The following is a 15,183-nucleotide window of genomic DNA, read 5'->3' as shown; positions in this document are numbered from 1 at the left end:
GGGATAACCTGCTGTAAATACGAGAAAAAGGAGCGCGCAGCCGCGAGTCCGTGCGAGATGCGCGCAGCCTGGAAAAACTAAAACATCGAGGCTTGGGGAGCTGACATGGGAAGCAGGGACAATCCTTCGCCCCATAGGCCGTAACCCTTTTAATCCCCCTGTAGGAGCTGCCGCAGGCTGCGATCTTTTGATCTTGTTTTTAAAACATCAAAGTCAAAAGATCGCAGCCTTCGGCGGCGTCTACCGGTTGAACCCTCAGAGCCGGCGTTTGCGGTTGAGGCTCGGGATGGTGGTCTGCGGGATTTCCAGTTGCTGTGCCTGGCTGCGGGTGTTGGCCGCCAGTGCCGCCAGCGTCGGCTGACTGAACAGCGACCGGGCGTCGGTGTGCAACCCGGTCTGGCGCATGCGCGCAACCAGGCTCACCGCCAGCAACGAATGCCCGCCCAACTCGAAGAAGTTGTCGTGACGCCCGACCTGATGGACGTTGAGCACCTCGGCCCAGATCCGCGCCAACGCCGCTTCGACTTCGCCTTCGGGTGCCTGATACGGGCGATTGAGCACCGCCTCTGCTCCCGGTTCAGGCAAAGCCTTGCGGTTGATCTTGTCGTTGGGCGTCAGCGGTAATGCATCCAGCAACACAAAAGCGCCCGGCACCATGTACTCCGGCAACCGCTCCAGCATATGAGCGCGCAGCGTCTCCAGATCTGGCGTAGCAATACCGCCACGCACGGTGTACCAAGCGACCAGACGCTCATCGCGCACCATGATCACCGCTTCACGCACTGCTGGATGCTCGATCAGCCGCGCTTCGATTTCACCGGGCTCCAGACGCAAACCACGTAACTTGACCTGAAAGTCGTTGCGACCGAGGAATTCGAGGTTGCCGTCGTTTTTGTAGCGCACCAGATCGCCGGTGCGGTACAGCCGATCACCCGGCACGAATGGACTGTCGACGAAGCGCTCGGCCTGCATGTCAGGCAGTCCGTGATACCCACGCGCGACACCAACGCCACCAATGTGCAACTGACCACTGACGCCCAACGGCACTGGCTGATCGTGGGCGTCGAGTACGTACAGCCTAGTGTTGCTCAGTGCCTTGCCGATCGGCACCACACTGTCCGGCACCGGACTACCCGGCTCCAGCGTCCAGCCAGTACTGTCGACTGTGGTTTCGGTAGGGCCGTAGACATTGTGCAAACGCACCCATGGCAGGCGCTGACGCACCTGACGGGCCAGCGCTGCGCTGAGTTCTCCGCCACCATTGAGTACGTCGGTAAGGCTGGTGCACTGCTCGACGTCGTCCTGCTCGATGAACTGCTGGAGCAACGCCGGAACAAACTTGACCACCGTGACCTGATGCTCGCGAATCGTCTGCACCACATAAGCCGAATCGCGGTTGCCGTCGGGCCGCGCCAGCACCAGGCGCAGGCCGGAACACAGCGGCCAGAAGATCTCCCACACCGAGCTGTCGAAGCTGAACGGCGCTTTTTGCAGCAGCGCACCGTGCTCGGTGGGCGCACTGATCCGCGAGCCCCAGTGCACCATGTTGCAGGCGCTGCGATGCTCGATCATTACGCCTTTCGGCAAGCCGGTGGAGCCTGAGGTGTAGATCATGTAGGCAAGGTTTGAGCCGCTAAGGCCCGGCACCTGCGGATTACTCTCGGGGTTGTACTGCCAACTGCCACGGTCGAGATCGATCAGCGGCACCTCGCGCTCACCGAGCAGATCGCGGGTGGCGGCATGCACCAGCACGGCGATCGGCGCGCTGTCGCGCAACATGTAGCTCAGGCGCTCCAACGGGTAGTCCGGGTCAAGCGGCACATACGCTCCGCCCGCCTTGAGAATACCGAGCAGACCGACCACCAGATCCAGTCCGCGCTCGACGCAGATCGCCACACGCGTATCCGGCTGCACGCCTTGTTCGCGCAGATGATGCGCCAGTCGGTTGGCACGCGCATTGAGCTCGCCGTAAGTCAGCTCTCCTTGCCCGGATTGCAGCGCGATGGCATCCGGCTTGAGACGAGCCTGTTGTTCAAACAACACCTGAATCGGCTGCTCCAACGGGCAAGCGACCTCGGTGGCGTTGAACTCGACCAGCAACCGTTGCAACTCCTCGGCAGGCAGAATCGGCAAGCGATTCAAAGGCTGTTGCGGTGCCTGCTCCAGCGCCTTCACCAGCCCGTTCAACGCTGCGTGTACATATGCGCAGATTCGCTGCGCACCAATCTCCGCGACGGTTCTGGCAGTCAGCCGCAGATCGCTGCCCAGGTCATCCACGCTCAGCGTCAGCGGATAATTGGTGCGTTCCTCATTGGCCAGGGTTTCGATGCCTTGCCAGGCTTGATCCGAAGGTTCGAGCAGTTCACTCGGATCGGTGTGACGGTAATTGAGCAACGCACTGAACAATGGCGACGGCGATGCAACACCACTGCAGCGCTGAGCCAGTGCCAGCGAGGCGTGTTCGTGCCCAAGCAGTGCGGTCAATCGCGCATGAGTCGCCTGCACCCCGGGCAAAACAGCCGTATCAACATCGATGCGCAGCGGCAAGGTATTGATAAACACTCCCAGTGCGCGATCGGCCCCCGCGCCGCCCTGCATGCGCCCCATCAGCACGGTGCCGAACACCACATGTTCTTGACCGGAAGTCGCCGCCAACACCCGCGCCCACGCCAAGTGAACCAGGCTGGCGACACTGACGCCGGCCTGCCGCGCCTGACTGCGCAAGCGTTGATACAAACCGTCATCAAGCATTTGCCGAGCCTCGTCAATGCCGCGACCATCGCCCTGCACTTCCTGCAAACCGAACGGCAGCGTTGGCTCATCGATATCCGCCAGCATCTCGCGGAAGAACGCCTCGTGTTCCTGTTCGCTGACACCCAGGCGCGCCTGCGCCACATAGTTGCGATAGGGCACCGGTATAGCCAGCGGCTGGACCTGAGCGGACAGACTGGCCTGCATCTCGCCGCGCATCACTTCCAGCGCAACGTGATCCATCGCCAGATGATGAAACAGCAGAATGCCAACCACCCGGTCGAGCGCCGGATCACGGGCATACACCAGACGAATCAACGGAGCCTGGCTGACGTCGAGGCGATAGCGCCGGGCATCGAAGCGCGCGTGCAACTGATCGATGATCGCGCCATCGGCAGGGTCAAGATGCACTTCCTGAACGGGCAGAATCGCCTCGCGCCACACCACCTGTACCGGGGTAGTCAGCCCCTCCCAGACCACGGCGGTGCGCAGAATGTCATGCCGCGCCATGACCTGACGCAACGCCTCGGCGAAGGCTTCGACCCGCTCGAGACTGTCGAACGCCAGCCGTGATTGCAGCAGGTAGGGGTCGCCCTGCGCTGCCGTGATGTGGTGGTAGAGAATGCCTTCCTGCAAGGGTGCCAGCGGGTAGATGTCTTGCACATTGGCCGCGCCGCCCGGCACCGTGGCGACGATACGGTCGATGGTCGGCTGATCCAGTTGCACCAGCGTCAACAGCTCCGGGGTGATATGTGTGCTATCGCTTGCGATACGATTTTCCGGCACCGCTACCTCACGCCCGGTGCCCACCGAAGCGGCCAGCGCCGCCAGCGTCGGCTGGCTGAACAGCACCCGGACGTCACTGCTCAGATCGAGCTGGCGCATACGTTCGATCAGCATCACGGCCATCAATGAGTGCCCGCCCAACTCAAAGAAATGGTCGTGGCGACCGACCCGCTCGACCTGCAACAATTCAGCCCAGATCTGCGCCAGCGCCATTTCCACTGCACCCTGCGGCGCCTGGTATTCGCGGCGGATCAATGCCCCCGGCCCCGGTGCCGGTAAAGCCTTGCGATCAAGCTTGCCATTGGCCGTCATCGGCCATGCCGTCAGGCGCACATAAGCGCTCGGCAACACGGCGCTGGTCAGACGGGTTTTCAGATGGGCGTGCAATGCATTGATGTCGAGCGGCTCACGCTCGATGAACCACGCCAACAGTTGCCCGTCGCGCACCTGCACCACCGCTTCCTGCACGGCATCATGGCTGACGAGTGCGGTTTCGATCTCGCCGAGTTCGATGCGAACACCGCGGATTTTCACTTGATCGTCATTGCGTCCCAGATAGTCGAGGTTACCGTCGGCACGCCAGCGTGCGAGGTCGCCGGTGCGATACATGCGCGCCTGCGGATCATCACTGAACGGATCGCGCAGAAAGCGCTCGGCCGTCAGTTCCGGACGATTCAGGTAACCCCGGGCGACTCCGGCGCCGCCGACATACAACTCGCCCGTCACGCCAATCGGCACCGGACGTTGCTGTTCATCGAGCAAGTACACCGTGCCGTTGCTCACCGGACGGCCAATGTGCAGCGCCTGCCCGGCTTCGATGCGCCCCGAAGTGGCAACCACCGTCGCTTCGGTCGGGCCGTAGTTGTTGATCACCTCGAACGATTGCGACCGATTGAACTGACGCAGGCGATCACCGCCGATCAGCAGCGTACGCAGGGTCGGGTGGTCGAGATGCTTGCCGAAGGCGTACTCGGCAATGGGTGTCGGCAGGAAACTCACATCCAGCGGCTGCGCGCGCCACCAGTCGAGCAGCGCGTCGATGTCTTCGTTGCGGCCAGTGGCGGGGGCCAGATGCAGGGTCGCGCCCGCGCACAACGCCGGCCAGACCTCCCACGCCATGGCATCGAAACCGAAACCGGCGAGGCTTGAGGTGTGCTGACCGGCGCGCAGATCGAAGGCGTCGCAATGCCAATCAACCAGATTGCCCAGTGTCCCGTGCTCGACCATCACCCCTTTGGGTTGGCCGGTCGAACCGGAGGTGTAGATCACATAAGCGAGGTTCGCCGTGGTCAGGCCGGGCACTCTCGGGTTGGCAAGGTTGTCGGCCGGCCCGTCGCGTTGATCCAGCTCGATCACTGGCACATCCAGTTTCGGCAAACGTGCGCGCAGGTCGCTGAGCGTGAGGACGACAACCGGTGCGCTGTCATTGAGCAGATAGTTCAAACGCTCGGAGGGATGCGCCGGATCGATCGGCACATAACCGGCTCCGGCTTTCAGAACCGCCAGCAAGCCAACCAGCGTGTCGAGCCCTCGGCGGCCGACAATTGCCACTCGGTCATCCGGTTGCACGCCGAGCCCGAGCAGTTGATGTGCCAACGCATTGGCCTGATGATTCAAGTCGGCATAGGTCAGCGCTTGTCCTTCTTGAACCGCCGCCACTGCCTGCGGTTGTTGCGCCGCTCGGTTCTCGAAACGCTGGACGATGGTCAACCCCTGCGGATAAACGACGCGAGTGTCGTTCCATTGCAGCAGCAGCATGGTTTCCATTGGCGAGAGCAAATCGAATTCGGTCATTTGCACTTGCGGGTTTTCCAGCCCTTGCTCCAGTAACGACAACAGTCGCTCGGCAAACGCCTCGACTTCACCTTCCTCGAAATACATCGGGGAGTAGGCAATGTGCAACCAGGCCTGTTCGTCGAAGCGGTTACTGCGCAAATAAATAGCCAGCGGGGCAGCCTCCTGATGATTGGAAACCTTGACCACGTGACCTCGTGCCTGGCCGTAAATATGCTCTTGATCATCCAGTTCGTAAGAAACCGTCAGCTCAAACAGTTGCGCGCGATCCTCGCGCAGCAAGCCCAAGGCGCGATTCATCTCGCTCAGGGGAAACCGCTGGTGGCGAAAGTTTTCTTTCAGCTCATCGCGAATCGCCCTGATCAATTCGGTGAATGCGAGGTCGCGACCGAACCCCATGCGCACCGCACTGACCTGGGTGAACAAGCCGACGGTCGATTTGAATCGGGCACCAGAGCGGTTGAGGATCGGCATCCCCAACACCCATTCGTCACGCTGTGCTGTACGGCTGAAATACACATGAAGCGCCGCCAGCAGTACATGGAACGCCGATGCGCCAAGCCCTTGGCCAAGCTGTTTCATGCGCTCATGCAGCACGGCGGGGAACGTCCGCGCCACGACCCGACTGGACGGCGTATTCCCGACGAAGCGTTCCTGATATCGCGGCACCAGCAGGGGTTCGGGCAAGAGGCGGTATTTGTCCAGCCAATACGCGCGATCCTGCGCATAACGGGGTGACTGGTAATAACGCGCATCGTCCTCGATGAAATCAACGTAGGACAGCGCGGTGTCAGGCACTGCCTGATCGGCCGCCAGTGCGTTATAGAGGGAAGCCAACGACTTGATCATCTCGGCGAAGCCCCAGCCATCGACGATCAGGTGGTGAGCCAGAATGGAGAACCAGTGCAGATCGTCATCGAGCCGGATCAGCAAAAAACGGTACAGCGGCCCGCCGTCCAGCGTGAACGGCTGATCGATCCGCTCCTGAATCAGCGCTCGCGCCGCCGCTTTCGGATCTGCCTGGGCAGAGACATCCCACGTCATCAGTGGCCCCGGCATTGATGGCACAAAACGTTGCCGTGGCAGTCCGTCCACGCCGGTGCTCGGCACCAACTCGATACGCATCGTGTCATGCAGTCTCACCAGATGGATGAGTGCCGCTTGCATCCGCGCCGGGTCCAGAGGGCCAGTCAACTCCATGTATCCACCGATGTTGTACAGCGGCGAGTCACCCCGGCTCAATTGATCGAGCCAGATGTCCAGTTGTGCGGCGGTCAGTGGAAAGGTCACGGGCGAAGCGGACGAGGTGTCCGCCGCAGTGGCAGAAATAGGCGGCATAAGATCCTTCTCATGAGGTTTTACCCGTATTCAAGCATCGGCTCCGGCGCCGACATGACACCCGAAACCCGGACAACCACCGCCCCCATGCGTGCCCGACAGTGCATATCGGCTTGATTCGCATAGGTCTTGTCGAGGTTTTCGGAGAGGAAATACTGAAAAGCTTGTAGGAAAAGAACCACATACCAATGCCGCCATTTGCCCGAGGGTCGACGATCGGGGAACACCATCTCCCGAGTTTGCGGGCCCTTACAGTGACTGAAGAGTCACGCTGACCGACTTTCTAGCCACCCATCCCGTCAGAACCCCGGCGCCAACAATCAGAAATAGTGGCACTTTGTGTCCCCGGTTTCCCCTACAGACGTAGGACAAATCCATAGGCTTAAATCCCGCTCCAGATCATGTTCAAGGAGAAATGACTGCGTGGGCGGCTTTTACATAGACGGCAGACGATTCAGTGATGGCTCTGTACCAGGGATGACAAGGATATGAATCTGACCGGCAGCATTCGCAACAAGGAAAACCCGCACTTCTACTGGCAACTAGGGGAGTTGATTGCAAGCACGGGCGATGATCACTTCGCCACGAACATGTTCCAGTTGGTCGACACCCTGGTGCCGGTCAATCGCGTCGATCTGACCGAGTGGACGCTGGATGAGCGTCAGGCCAGCGTGGTCGAGATCAAGCCGTTGGGCAGTGCCGGTCCGGCACGGACCTTCCCGCCGCCGGATTCTCTGGAGAGCCCGGACGATCACCCGTTGTTGCAAAAAATGATCGAGATGAATGATTCACTGTTGATCCAATTGAAAGCCTCGCTTCCGCCCCGCCACCCGCAACACAGCGTCCACCAGTGCAATCTGGTGTCACGCACGTCGAACCGCCGCTGCGTCATCTCGTTTTACCGTCCGCATACCCAACGGGTGTTTTCCCTGCCGGAGTTGTCGTTTCTCAAGAGCCTGTCCGACACCCTGTTGCCGCTGATTGAGCGACATGCGCAGATCAGTCGACAAACCATCGCCAAACAACCGCGCCAGCCCTCGATCGACCTGGATCAGGCACCGCTTGCGCTGGTGTTCGACGAGCGCCTGATGTTGAGCGACGTTGTTCTGTCGGCGCGCGAGAAAGAAGTCTGCCTGGGCCTGCTGACCGGCGGCACCGTACCGCACATGGCGGAAAAACTGCGGGTCAAGAACAGTTCGATCGAGACCTATCTCAAACGCGCCACGGCCAAATTGGGTGTCAGTGGCCGGCATGGCCTGGCGAAATGGATGGCCGGGGCGTGATTTGAACTGAACGTGTGAATGCCTTTATGTGGCGAGGGTGCTTGCTCCCGCCGGGGCGCGGAGCGGCCCCTGTCTTCATGCTGAAAAGATGGGCCTGCTGCGCAGTCCAGCGGGAGCAAGCTCCCTCGCCACAAATGATCCGATAAACGCAGACCCCTTCTTTCATGCATGAGGCTGTTCGATGTCCACCCTGCGAATTTCCCTGCTGTCCATAGCCATGCTGATGGCTGGTTGCTCTCTGATTCCCGACTATCAACGCCCCGCCTCACCGAGTGCCGCGCAATATCCGCAAGGCCCGCAGGCTGCAACAACCGACGAAGACTGGCGCACGCTGTTCAACGACCCGGCCCTGCAACAGTTGATCGAAAGCGCGCTGATCAACAACCGCGACCTGCGCGTAGCGGCACTCAACGTCGAAGCCTTTCAGGCGCAATACCGCATTCAGCGCGCCGACCTGCTGCCGGCGGTGTCGGCCAATGCCAGCGAATCGCGACAACGCATGCCGCCAAGCGTGACTCGCAGCAAAGCCATGATCAACTCGACCTACGCGGTCAACCTCGGCATCAGTGCCTATGAGCTGGATTTTTTCGGCCGCGTGCGCAGCCTCAGCGAACAAGCCTTGCAAACCTGGCTGGCCACCGAAGAAGCGCGGCGCAGTGCACAGTTGAGCCTGGTGGCCAACGTTGCCAACGCCTACCTGACCTGGCGCGCCGATCAAGAACTGCTGGCCCTGACCCGCGAGACCCTCGTCGCCGATGAGCAGAGCCTGCACCTGACCACGCGCAACCGCGAGGCCGGCAAGTCGTCGGCGCTGGAGCAGGCGCAAGCGAAGACCAGCGTTGATACCTCACGGGCCAATCTGGCGCGTTATCAACGCCAGGTTGCGCAGGACCTGAACAGCCTGACGCTGCTGGTCGGCGCGCCAGTGCCGGAGTCCTTGCCCGCACGTCCGCTGGCCAGCGATCTGGTGCAGCAACTGCCGGCCGGAGTGCCGTCGGATCTGCTGCAACGACGCCCGGACATTCTCCAGGCCGAGTACAAACTCAAAGCGGCGAACGCCAACATCGGCGCGGCACGGGCGGCGTTTTTTCCCAGCGTCAGTCTGACGGCCAATGCCGGTACTTCCAGTCGCGATCTGTCGGGTTTGTTCGGCGCCGGCTCCGGGGCGTGGACCTTTCAGCCGCAGATCAGCCTGCCGATATTCAATGCCGGCAGCCTGCGCGCCAGCCTTGATTATTCGAAGTTGCAAAAAGACGTGGCCGTGGCCGAATACGAAAAATCGATTCAGACAGCGTTTCAGGAAGTCGCCGACGGGCTGGCGGCACGCAGCACTTATCAACAGCAATTGCAGGCGCAACGCGATCTGGTGCAAGCCACTCAGGATTATTACAACCTGGCGCAACACCGTTATCAGAATGGCGTCGACAGCAGCCTGGTGTTTCTCGATGCCCAGCGTTCATTGTTCAGTTCCCAGCAAGGGCTGATCACTGACCGCCTCGCGCAACTGGTCGCCGAAGTGAATCTGTACACCGCGCTGGGCGGCGGTTGGCGGGCAGCAGAAGCGACGACTCATTAAGCACTCGTCACTTTTTCTTACACCTTTTGTCGTACTGCGACAACCTGTCAGCCGATCAAAAACCGACTCATCGGTTCAGTTTGGTATCATGCGCCGCTTTTACGGTTAACCCCCCGCCAGTCCTGTCGACTGACGGGCTGCAAAAGGCGGTATTAGATGACGGCTTTGTTGACTCGCCGCAAGGTGCTTGCGGGAATGGGCGTACTCGGGCTCGGCCTGCTCGCCGGTTGCGATACCCGCGGCCAATTGTCGTACAAGTACGGCAAGGATCTGAGTAACAAGATCATGGGGCGCACCTTCAAGCTGAAGAACACCGATGGCGAAACCATGACGCTGTCGAGCTTTCGCGGCATGATGCCGATGGTCTTCTTCGGCTTCACCCAGTGCCCGGCAGTCTGCCCGACCACCCTGGCCCGCGCGGCGAAAATCAAAAAGCTGATGGGCGCCGATGGTGATCGCTTGCAGGTGATTTTCATCTCCCTCGATCCCGAGCGCGACACGCCAGAAATCCTCGACGCCTACATGAAGGCCTTCGACCCGACATTCGTTGCGCTGTACGGCACGCTCGAGGAAACCCAGGCCACGGCCAAGGAATTCGACGTGTTCTACGAGAAAGTCCCGGCCGGCGACACGTACACCATCTCGCACACCGCCACCAGCTACGTTTACGACTCCAACGGCGGCTTGCGCCTGGGTCTGTCCACCTCGCTTTCGGCAGAAGAGTGCACGGAAGATTTGCTTACTGTTATGGAGGTTTGCTGATGCAACCTGTTCTGAACCACATCAAACGCGGCGTACTCGCTCTGTCCCTGCTGGGCCTGGCATTTCAGGTTTCGGCGCAGACCCGGGTCGACGATGCCTGGGTGCGCGCGACCGTACCGACCCAGTCCGCCAGCGGCGCGTTCATGACCCTCACCGCCGACAGCGACAGCAAGCTGCTCAGCGTCGCGACGCCGGTGGCCAAAGACGTGCAGATCCACGAAATGACCATGAAGAACGACGTCATGAGCATGGGCCCGGTGAAGTTCGTCGAATTGCCGGCCGGCAAAGCCGTCAAGCTTGATCCGAATGGCTACCACGTGATGCTGATGGGCCTGACCGGTCAGTTGAAAGAAGGCGAAACAGTGCCTCTGACCCTGACCGTGGAAAACGCCAAGGGCGAGAAACAAACCATTGAAGTGAAGGCCGCCGTGCGTTCGCTGACCAACATGGAAGGCCACGATCACAGCAAAATGCATTGATCTGACTGACTGCAAGACCCACGGGGTGACCTGATCGTTGATCGGGCCGCCCCGTTTTTTTTGCCTCAAGAAAAGTTAGGTGCTCTCAATCTTTATGGAAAGCACACTTTACATCGGAAAACGCTTCAGCGAGTATGTAAAGGGTCTTTTACATGGGAAGTGAAGCATGAACCGCTATTACCTCGAATTGGGCGCCGCATTGATCCTTTATATGCTGGTGCTGACTGCATCACTGATCGCCTCGCAGTACCTGATGGAGGCCAATATTGTGCTGCGCTCAGTTGTCGCGGTGACGCCGATGATTCCGGCGGGATTGATGTGCTGGGCCATCGTGCGCAACATGCGGCGTATGGACGAAATGCACCTGCGCATCCAGTTCGAAGCGCTGGGTTTCGCCTTCGCCGCCTCGGCACTGCTGACGTTCAGCTACGGTTTTCTGGAAAACGTCGGTGCCCCGCATATTCCATGGACTTGCGTGTGGCCCGTGATGGGCTTGATGTGGATCCTTGGCCTGCAAATCGCCCGGCGCCGCTACCAATGAAAAACCGCCTCAAGGCACTGCGCGCCGAACGCAAATGGTCGCAGGTTGATCTGGCGGAACGGCTGAACGTGTCGCGCCAGACGATCAATGCCATCGAGAACGAGCGCTACGATCCGAGTTTGCCGCTGGCTTTTCAGATCGCCCGAGCGTTCGAGATGCCGATTGAAAGCATCTTTGATGACGGGTTGGGCTGAACCGCACTGGCTATCAAGACCGGCTATCGCAGATCGATAGCCGGTCGCTTCGCTGGCAGGTGTCGCGCCGCCTCTACGAAGGGCCTGACGATCAGGCTGTACAGCGTGAGGTAGCGTTCGTGATCGGCCTCCCCCGTGCCGAAGTGCAACTTCTCCGGCGTCGCCGTGGTGACGTACAACGTACCGAACATCCAGTCCCACACAGACAGGTTGGTGGCGAAGTTTTTGTTGAAATGGCGTGGGGCATCGCTGTGGTGGATTTGATGCTGAGCGGGGCTGTTAAGCACATGCTCGATCCTGGGGCCAAACGAAAACCACACATGACTGTGCCGCAGACTCGCCGCCAGACTGTTGAGGATCAGCACCAGCCACGTCACACCGAACAAGGTATAGCGACTGACCTCTCCCCCGCAGGCATACCAGACCCCTCCGAAAAATGCCGCGATCCCCGCCGTCATGACCAACCTTTCGACCAGCGTTTCGACAATGTGGATCCGGCTTGCGGTGGCCGGCACCAAAACCGGTGCCGAATGATGAACCTTATGGAATGCCCACAGATACCGCGAATGAAACGCACGATGAACCCAGTAATGCAGGAAGTCCTTGAGCAAAAACACGCCCAATCCGTAAAACAGCGCAATTAACGGGTAATCGGGCAACTGCTCACGAGCGCCCCAGAGTTGGCTGAAAAACCGTTGATAGTCGCCGGAATGCAAAAGGTAGGGATCGACCAGCGCCACGATCGGCAGCACCCATACGACTTTGAGAATGGCTTTGATGAAGTAGTAGCGATAATCCAGCCACGCCGAGCGATGGCCGAATACACCACCGCCACCGATGAATTGCCAAAAGGAACGTGCTGGCGTCAGTCCGCGAGATGACCTGTAGCGAAACAGCAGGTAGGCGACGCTGTAGGACGCAAGGATGAACACCACACCGACGCGACCGTTGAAGTCGAACAGGCCGACAAATTGCCCGGTAACCGGGGTGATGACCCACCGTTCAAGATGAGCATGAATTTGCGCGAGAACATCCACCGAGGTCGATCTCCATCAGAGGTCAGGCATTGTAAATCCGAAGGGTTCGCAAATGCAGCGTTAGTGGATCAAAGGATCGCCGCCAAACAAAAACCTTGTAGGCGCTGTCGAGTGCAACGAGGCTGCGATCTTTTGATCGTGTTCTTGAATCAAAAGATCGCAGCGTGCCGCAACGCCTACAGGCGTAAACAGCCTGAAACAATAAATCCGCCGAACGCATCACCTGTGCGTTTAAAAAGGCGATCAGACAGCTCTCCCTTGGTATCATCGCGCACACTTTTTTGACGATTTAATGACTGGAAGGTCTTTTTTTGTGAGCGTTCTTTTGAATGGGTTACGGCATCCCTCTGCCCGCCTCTTTTCGCTGATTTTTCTCCTGTTGATCGTGCCGGTGTGCCTGCGTGCCGCGCTTGGCTGGTCGACAGCGCTGGGTTATTTGTCCGACCTGGCCATCGGCAGCCTGCTGGTGCTGTTGCTACATCGCCGTGCGTGGTGGCTGGCTTTGCCAGTGCTGTTGTTCTGGGGATTGCTGGCGGTGGCGACTGCCGAGCTGGTCAGCGCCGTCGGCCGACTGCCCGGTCCGACCGATCTGCATTACCTGTTCGATCCGCAATTTGTCGAAAACTCCACGGGCGGTGGGCTGGCACATCCGGCAGTGGGCATCACGTTGTTGCTGGCGTTGATGGTCTGGCTGCTGACACAGTTTGTCGGACGCGGCATTGCCCGCCCGGCCCTGCCCCGCGCCTTCTGGGCTGCGCCGCTGGCGCTGTTCACCGCGCACTGGGGTGCACAGAATCTGTGGCCGAGCGAAGAAGATCCATGGCGAGCGTACAACTTGCCCCATCAACTGCTGGCCACCCAGGTCGCCGATGTGCAAATCCAGGCCGAGGAGTGGCTGGACGGTGATGTCGAAGAAGTCGCGCCACCCATGGCCGGACTCACCGATGTCGATCTCGATGGCCACAAGCTACTGGCCGCTCCGGGTCAGGCACGCAACGTGTTGATCATCACCCTTGAAGGTATTCCCGGCGCCTACATCCGCGCCAATCGCGAGGCCATCGGCAGCCATTATCAGGAAGGCCTGATGCCCAGACTCAGCCGTTGGGCCGAGCGCGGCATGAACACTCCGGACTACGTCCTGCATACGCACCAGACCATTCGCGGTCTGTACGCCATGCTCTGCGGTGACTACGACAAACTGAACAACGGCACGCCCAAAGGCGTGGAAATGCTCACCCAGAAGGAACGTAATCAGGCCTGTCTGCCGGCGCAACTGCGCCAGAATGGTTTCACCACCCACTATCTGCAAGGCGCCGGCCTGCGCTTCATGGCCAAAGACAAGATCATGCCGCACATCGGTTTTGATGCGACGCATGGTCTGGAGTGGTTCACCAACACCAACTATCTGGAGTTCCCGTGGGGCAAGGATGACAAGGCGTTCTTCGAAGGTGCGCTGGATTATGTCAGCCAACTGAAAAAGCAAAAGCAACCGTGGATGCTGACGCTGTTGACGGTGGGCACCCATCAGCCCTACTCCGCGCCGGAAGATTATCTGGAGCGCTACGACACGCCGAAACAGGCTGCTGTCGGTTATCTGGACGATGCGCTGGATCAGTTCCTCAGCGGTCTCGAGCGTCAGGGTGTGTTGAAAGACACGCTGGTGGTGATCACCTCGGATGAATCCCACGGCATCGACGGCGTGCGTCTGGCCTCTTCCTGGGGTTTCAACCTGACATTGGCGCCTGAACAAGAACAACTGCCGCGACTCAACGCCGGGGTGTATGGTCATGTCGACCTGAGCACGTCGATCCTCGATTACTTCGACCTGCCGGTGCCTACCGCGCTGAGCGGGCGCTCGCTGTTTCGCGACTACGATTCCGGACGCGAGATCATGTCGTTCACCAACGGCAAACTGCGCTATCACGACGGCAAGGGGATTTTCGCCGAATGTGACATGCCGCGCCGCTGCCGCTATTACGAAAGTGCCGGTTTCATCGCCGAGAGCGCCACCTTCAAAGGCACCTACAGCGGCCAGCGCGCCCGCCAGATTGCGGCCCGCGCCACCGCACTCGACCTGTCGCTGCTGCGCACCCCGCTCAATCATCGTTATCAGTTCGGCAGCAACAACGTCATTCCGCTACAAGCGCAGATCAACGACGACTGGGCCGACAACCTGATCGGTGCCCAATACCTGGAGATGCCCAAGGGCTCGCACACCCGCGTACGCCTGACCGTGCGCTCGGTGGATCCGCAGCAGGCGGCGTACATTCAGCTCAAGGCCAAGGAATTCGAACAGGACGTGCAACTGGGATTGCCGGCGGAAATGGTCGCCACAGCCGATCAGCCACTGGAGATGGATTTCAGCTTCGAAAACCCGCTGCCGCGCAAAGCCTTTTCGTTCCATCTGCTGGGTTATGGCCTCGGGGCCGTCGAGGTCACGGATTTCAGCGTGATCACGGAACTGCCCGGCCAGGAAGACATGCTCGACGACGTGCCGGAAGACGAAGCCGCGCAGTCCACCTGATCACCCGTCCCTCTTGATCGTTCCCACGTTTGGCCCGGGAACGCCTCCTCTGTAGGAGCTGCCGCAGGCTGCGATCTTTTGATGTTGTTTTTAAAAGACAAGATCAAAAGATCGCAGC

Annotated in this window: 9 protein-coding genes; 7 read left to right on the top strand and 2 right to left on the bottom strand. The window is 59.9% G+C overall.

What is annotated here, in order from left to right:
- Positions 1–255: 255 nt before the first annotated feature.
- Positions 256–6,669: an amino acid adenylation domain-containing protein gene (locus tag ACIOWE_RS15635; RefSeq protein WP_401392958.1), complete on the bottom strand. Its 6,414-nt coding sequence runs from the start codon at positions 6,667–6,669 to the stop codon at positions 256–258.
- 488 nt (positions 6,670–7,157) lie between these two features.
- On the opposite strand from ACIOWE_RS15635, the gene ACIOWE_RS15630 reads away from it, so the two are divergent.
- The 6 genes from ACIOWE_RS15630 (at position 7,158) to ACIOWE_RS15605 (ending at position 11,504) form a co-directional block, all read left to right on the top strand.
- Complete coding sequence (locus tag ACIOWE_RS15630; protein WP_401392956.1) at positions 7,158–7,952, top strand: helix-turn-helix transcriptional regulator; 795 nt, start codon at positions 7,158–7,160, stop codon at positions 7,950–7,952.
- 181 nt (positions 7,953–8,133) lie between these two features.
- Positions 8,134–9,528, top strand: a complete 1,395-nt coding sequence (locus tag ACIOWE_RS15625; RefSeq protein WP_401392954.1) for an efflux transporter outer membrane subunit — start codon at positions 8,134–8,136, stop codon at positions 9,526–9,528.
- Between the two features lie 156 nt (positions 9,529–9,684).
- A complete protein-coding gene (locus ACIOWE_RS15620) occupies positions 9,685–10,290 on the top strand; it encodes an SCO family protein (protein WP_201237946.1) in 606 nt (201 codons plus the stop codon).
- Positions 10,290–10,769 (top strand): copper chaperone PCu(A)C, encoded by a 480-nt coding sequence (locus ACIOWE_RS15615; RefSeq protein WP_401392951.1) that lies wholly within the window; start codon positions 10,290–10,292, stop codon positions 10,767–10,769. The genes ACIOWE_RS15620 and ACIOWE_RS15615 overlap by 1 nt, the downstream gene beginning before the upstream one ends.
- Before the next feature lie 166 nt (positions 10,770–10,935).
- Positions 10,936–11,310, top strand: a complete 375-nt coding sequence (locus tag ACIOWE_RS15610) for a hypothetical protein (protein ID WP_401392949.1) — start codon at positions 10,936–10,938, stop codon at positions 11,308–11,310.
- Positions 11,307–11,504, top strand: a complete 198-nt coding sequence (locus ACIOWE_RS15605; protein WP_401392946.1) for a helix-turn-helix transcriptional regulator — start codon at positions 11,307–11,309, stop codon at positions 11,502–11,504. The genes ACIOWE_RS15610 and ACIOWE_RS15605 overlap by 4 nt, the downstream gene beginning before the upstream one ends.
- A gap of 23 nt (positions 11,505–11,527) precedes the next feature.
- Here ACIOWE_RS15605 and ACIOWE_RS15600 read toward each other — a convergent pair whose 3' ends face one another.
- Complete coding sequence (locus tag ACIOWE_RS15600) at positions 11,528–12,541, bottom strand: sterol desaturase family protein (RefSeq protein ID WP_401392943.1); 1,014 nt, start codon at positions 12,539–12,541, stop codon at positions 11,528–11,530.
- 292 nt (positions 12,542–12,833) lie between these two features.
- Here ACIOWE_RS15600 and ACIOWE_RS15595 point away from each other — a divergent pair, with 292 nt between their 5' ends.
- Positions 12,834–15,065 carry an LTA synthase family protein gene (locus ACIOWE_RS15595; protein WP_401392940.1) on the top strand — a complete coding sequence of 744 codons (2,232 nt, stop codon included), beginning with the start codon at positions 12,834–12,836 and terminating at the stop codon, positions 15,063–15,065.
- Positions 15,066–15,183 lie beyond the last annotated feature (118 nt).

Origin of the sequence: Pseudomonas sp. NPDC087598 (genome assembly GCF_044743525.1) — a bacterium.
Classification (GTDB): domain Bacteria; phylum Pseudomonadota; class Gammaproteobacteria; order Pseudomonadales; family Pseudomonadaceae; genus Aquipseudomonas.
The sequence above is the reverse complement of the archived record's forward strand: the minus strand, read 5'-3'. Positions and strand labels throughout refer to the sequence as shown.

Coding starts and splice junctions, on each gene's coding strand:
- ACIOWE_RS15635 (WP_401392958.1), bottom strand. CDS start 6,669: ATGCCGCCTATTTCTGCCACTGCGGCGGACACCTCGTCCGCTTCGCCC.
- ACIOWE_RS15630 (WP_401392956.1), top strand. CDS start 7,158: ATGAATCTGACCGGCAGCATTCGCAACAAGGAAAACCCGCACTTCTAC.
- ACIOWE_RS15625 (WP_401392954.1), top strand. CDS start 8,134: ATGTCCACCCTGCGAATTTCCCTGCTGTCCATAGCCATGCTGATGGCT.
- ACIOWE_RS15620 (WP_201237946.1), top strand. CDS start 9,685: ATGACGGCTTTGTTGACTCGCCGCAAGGTGCTTGCGGGAATGGGCGTA.
- ACIOWE_RS15615 (WP_401392951.1), top strand. CDS start 10,290: ATGCAACCTGTTCTGAACCACATCAAACGCGGCGTACTCGCTCTGTCC.
- ACIOWE_RS15610 (WP_401392949.1), top strand. CDS start 10,936: ATGAACCGCTATTACCTCGAATTGGGCGCCGCATTGATCCTTTATATG.
- ACIOWE_RS15605 (WP_401392946.1), top strand. CDS start 11,307: ATGAAAAACCGCCTCAAGGCACTGCGCGCCGAACGCAAATGGTCGCAG.
- ACIOWE_RS15595 (WP_401392940.1), top strand. CDS start 12,834: ATGACTGGAAGGTCTTTTTTTGTGAGCGTTCTTTTGAATGGGTTACGG.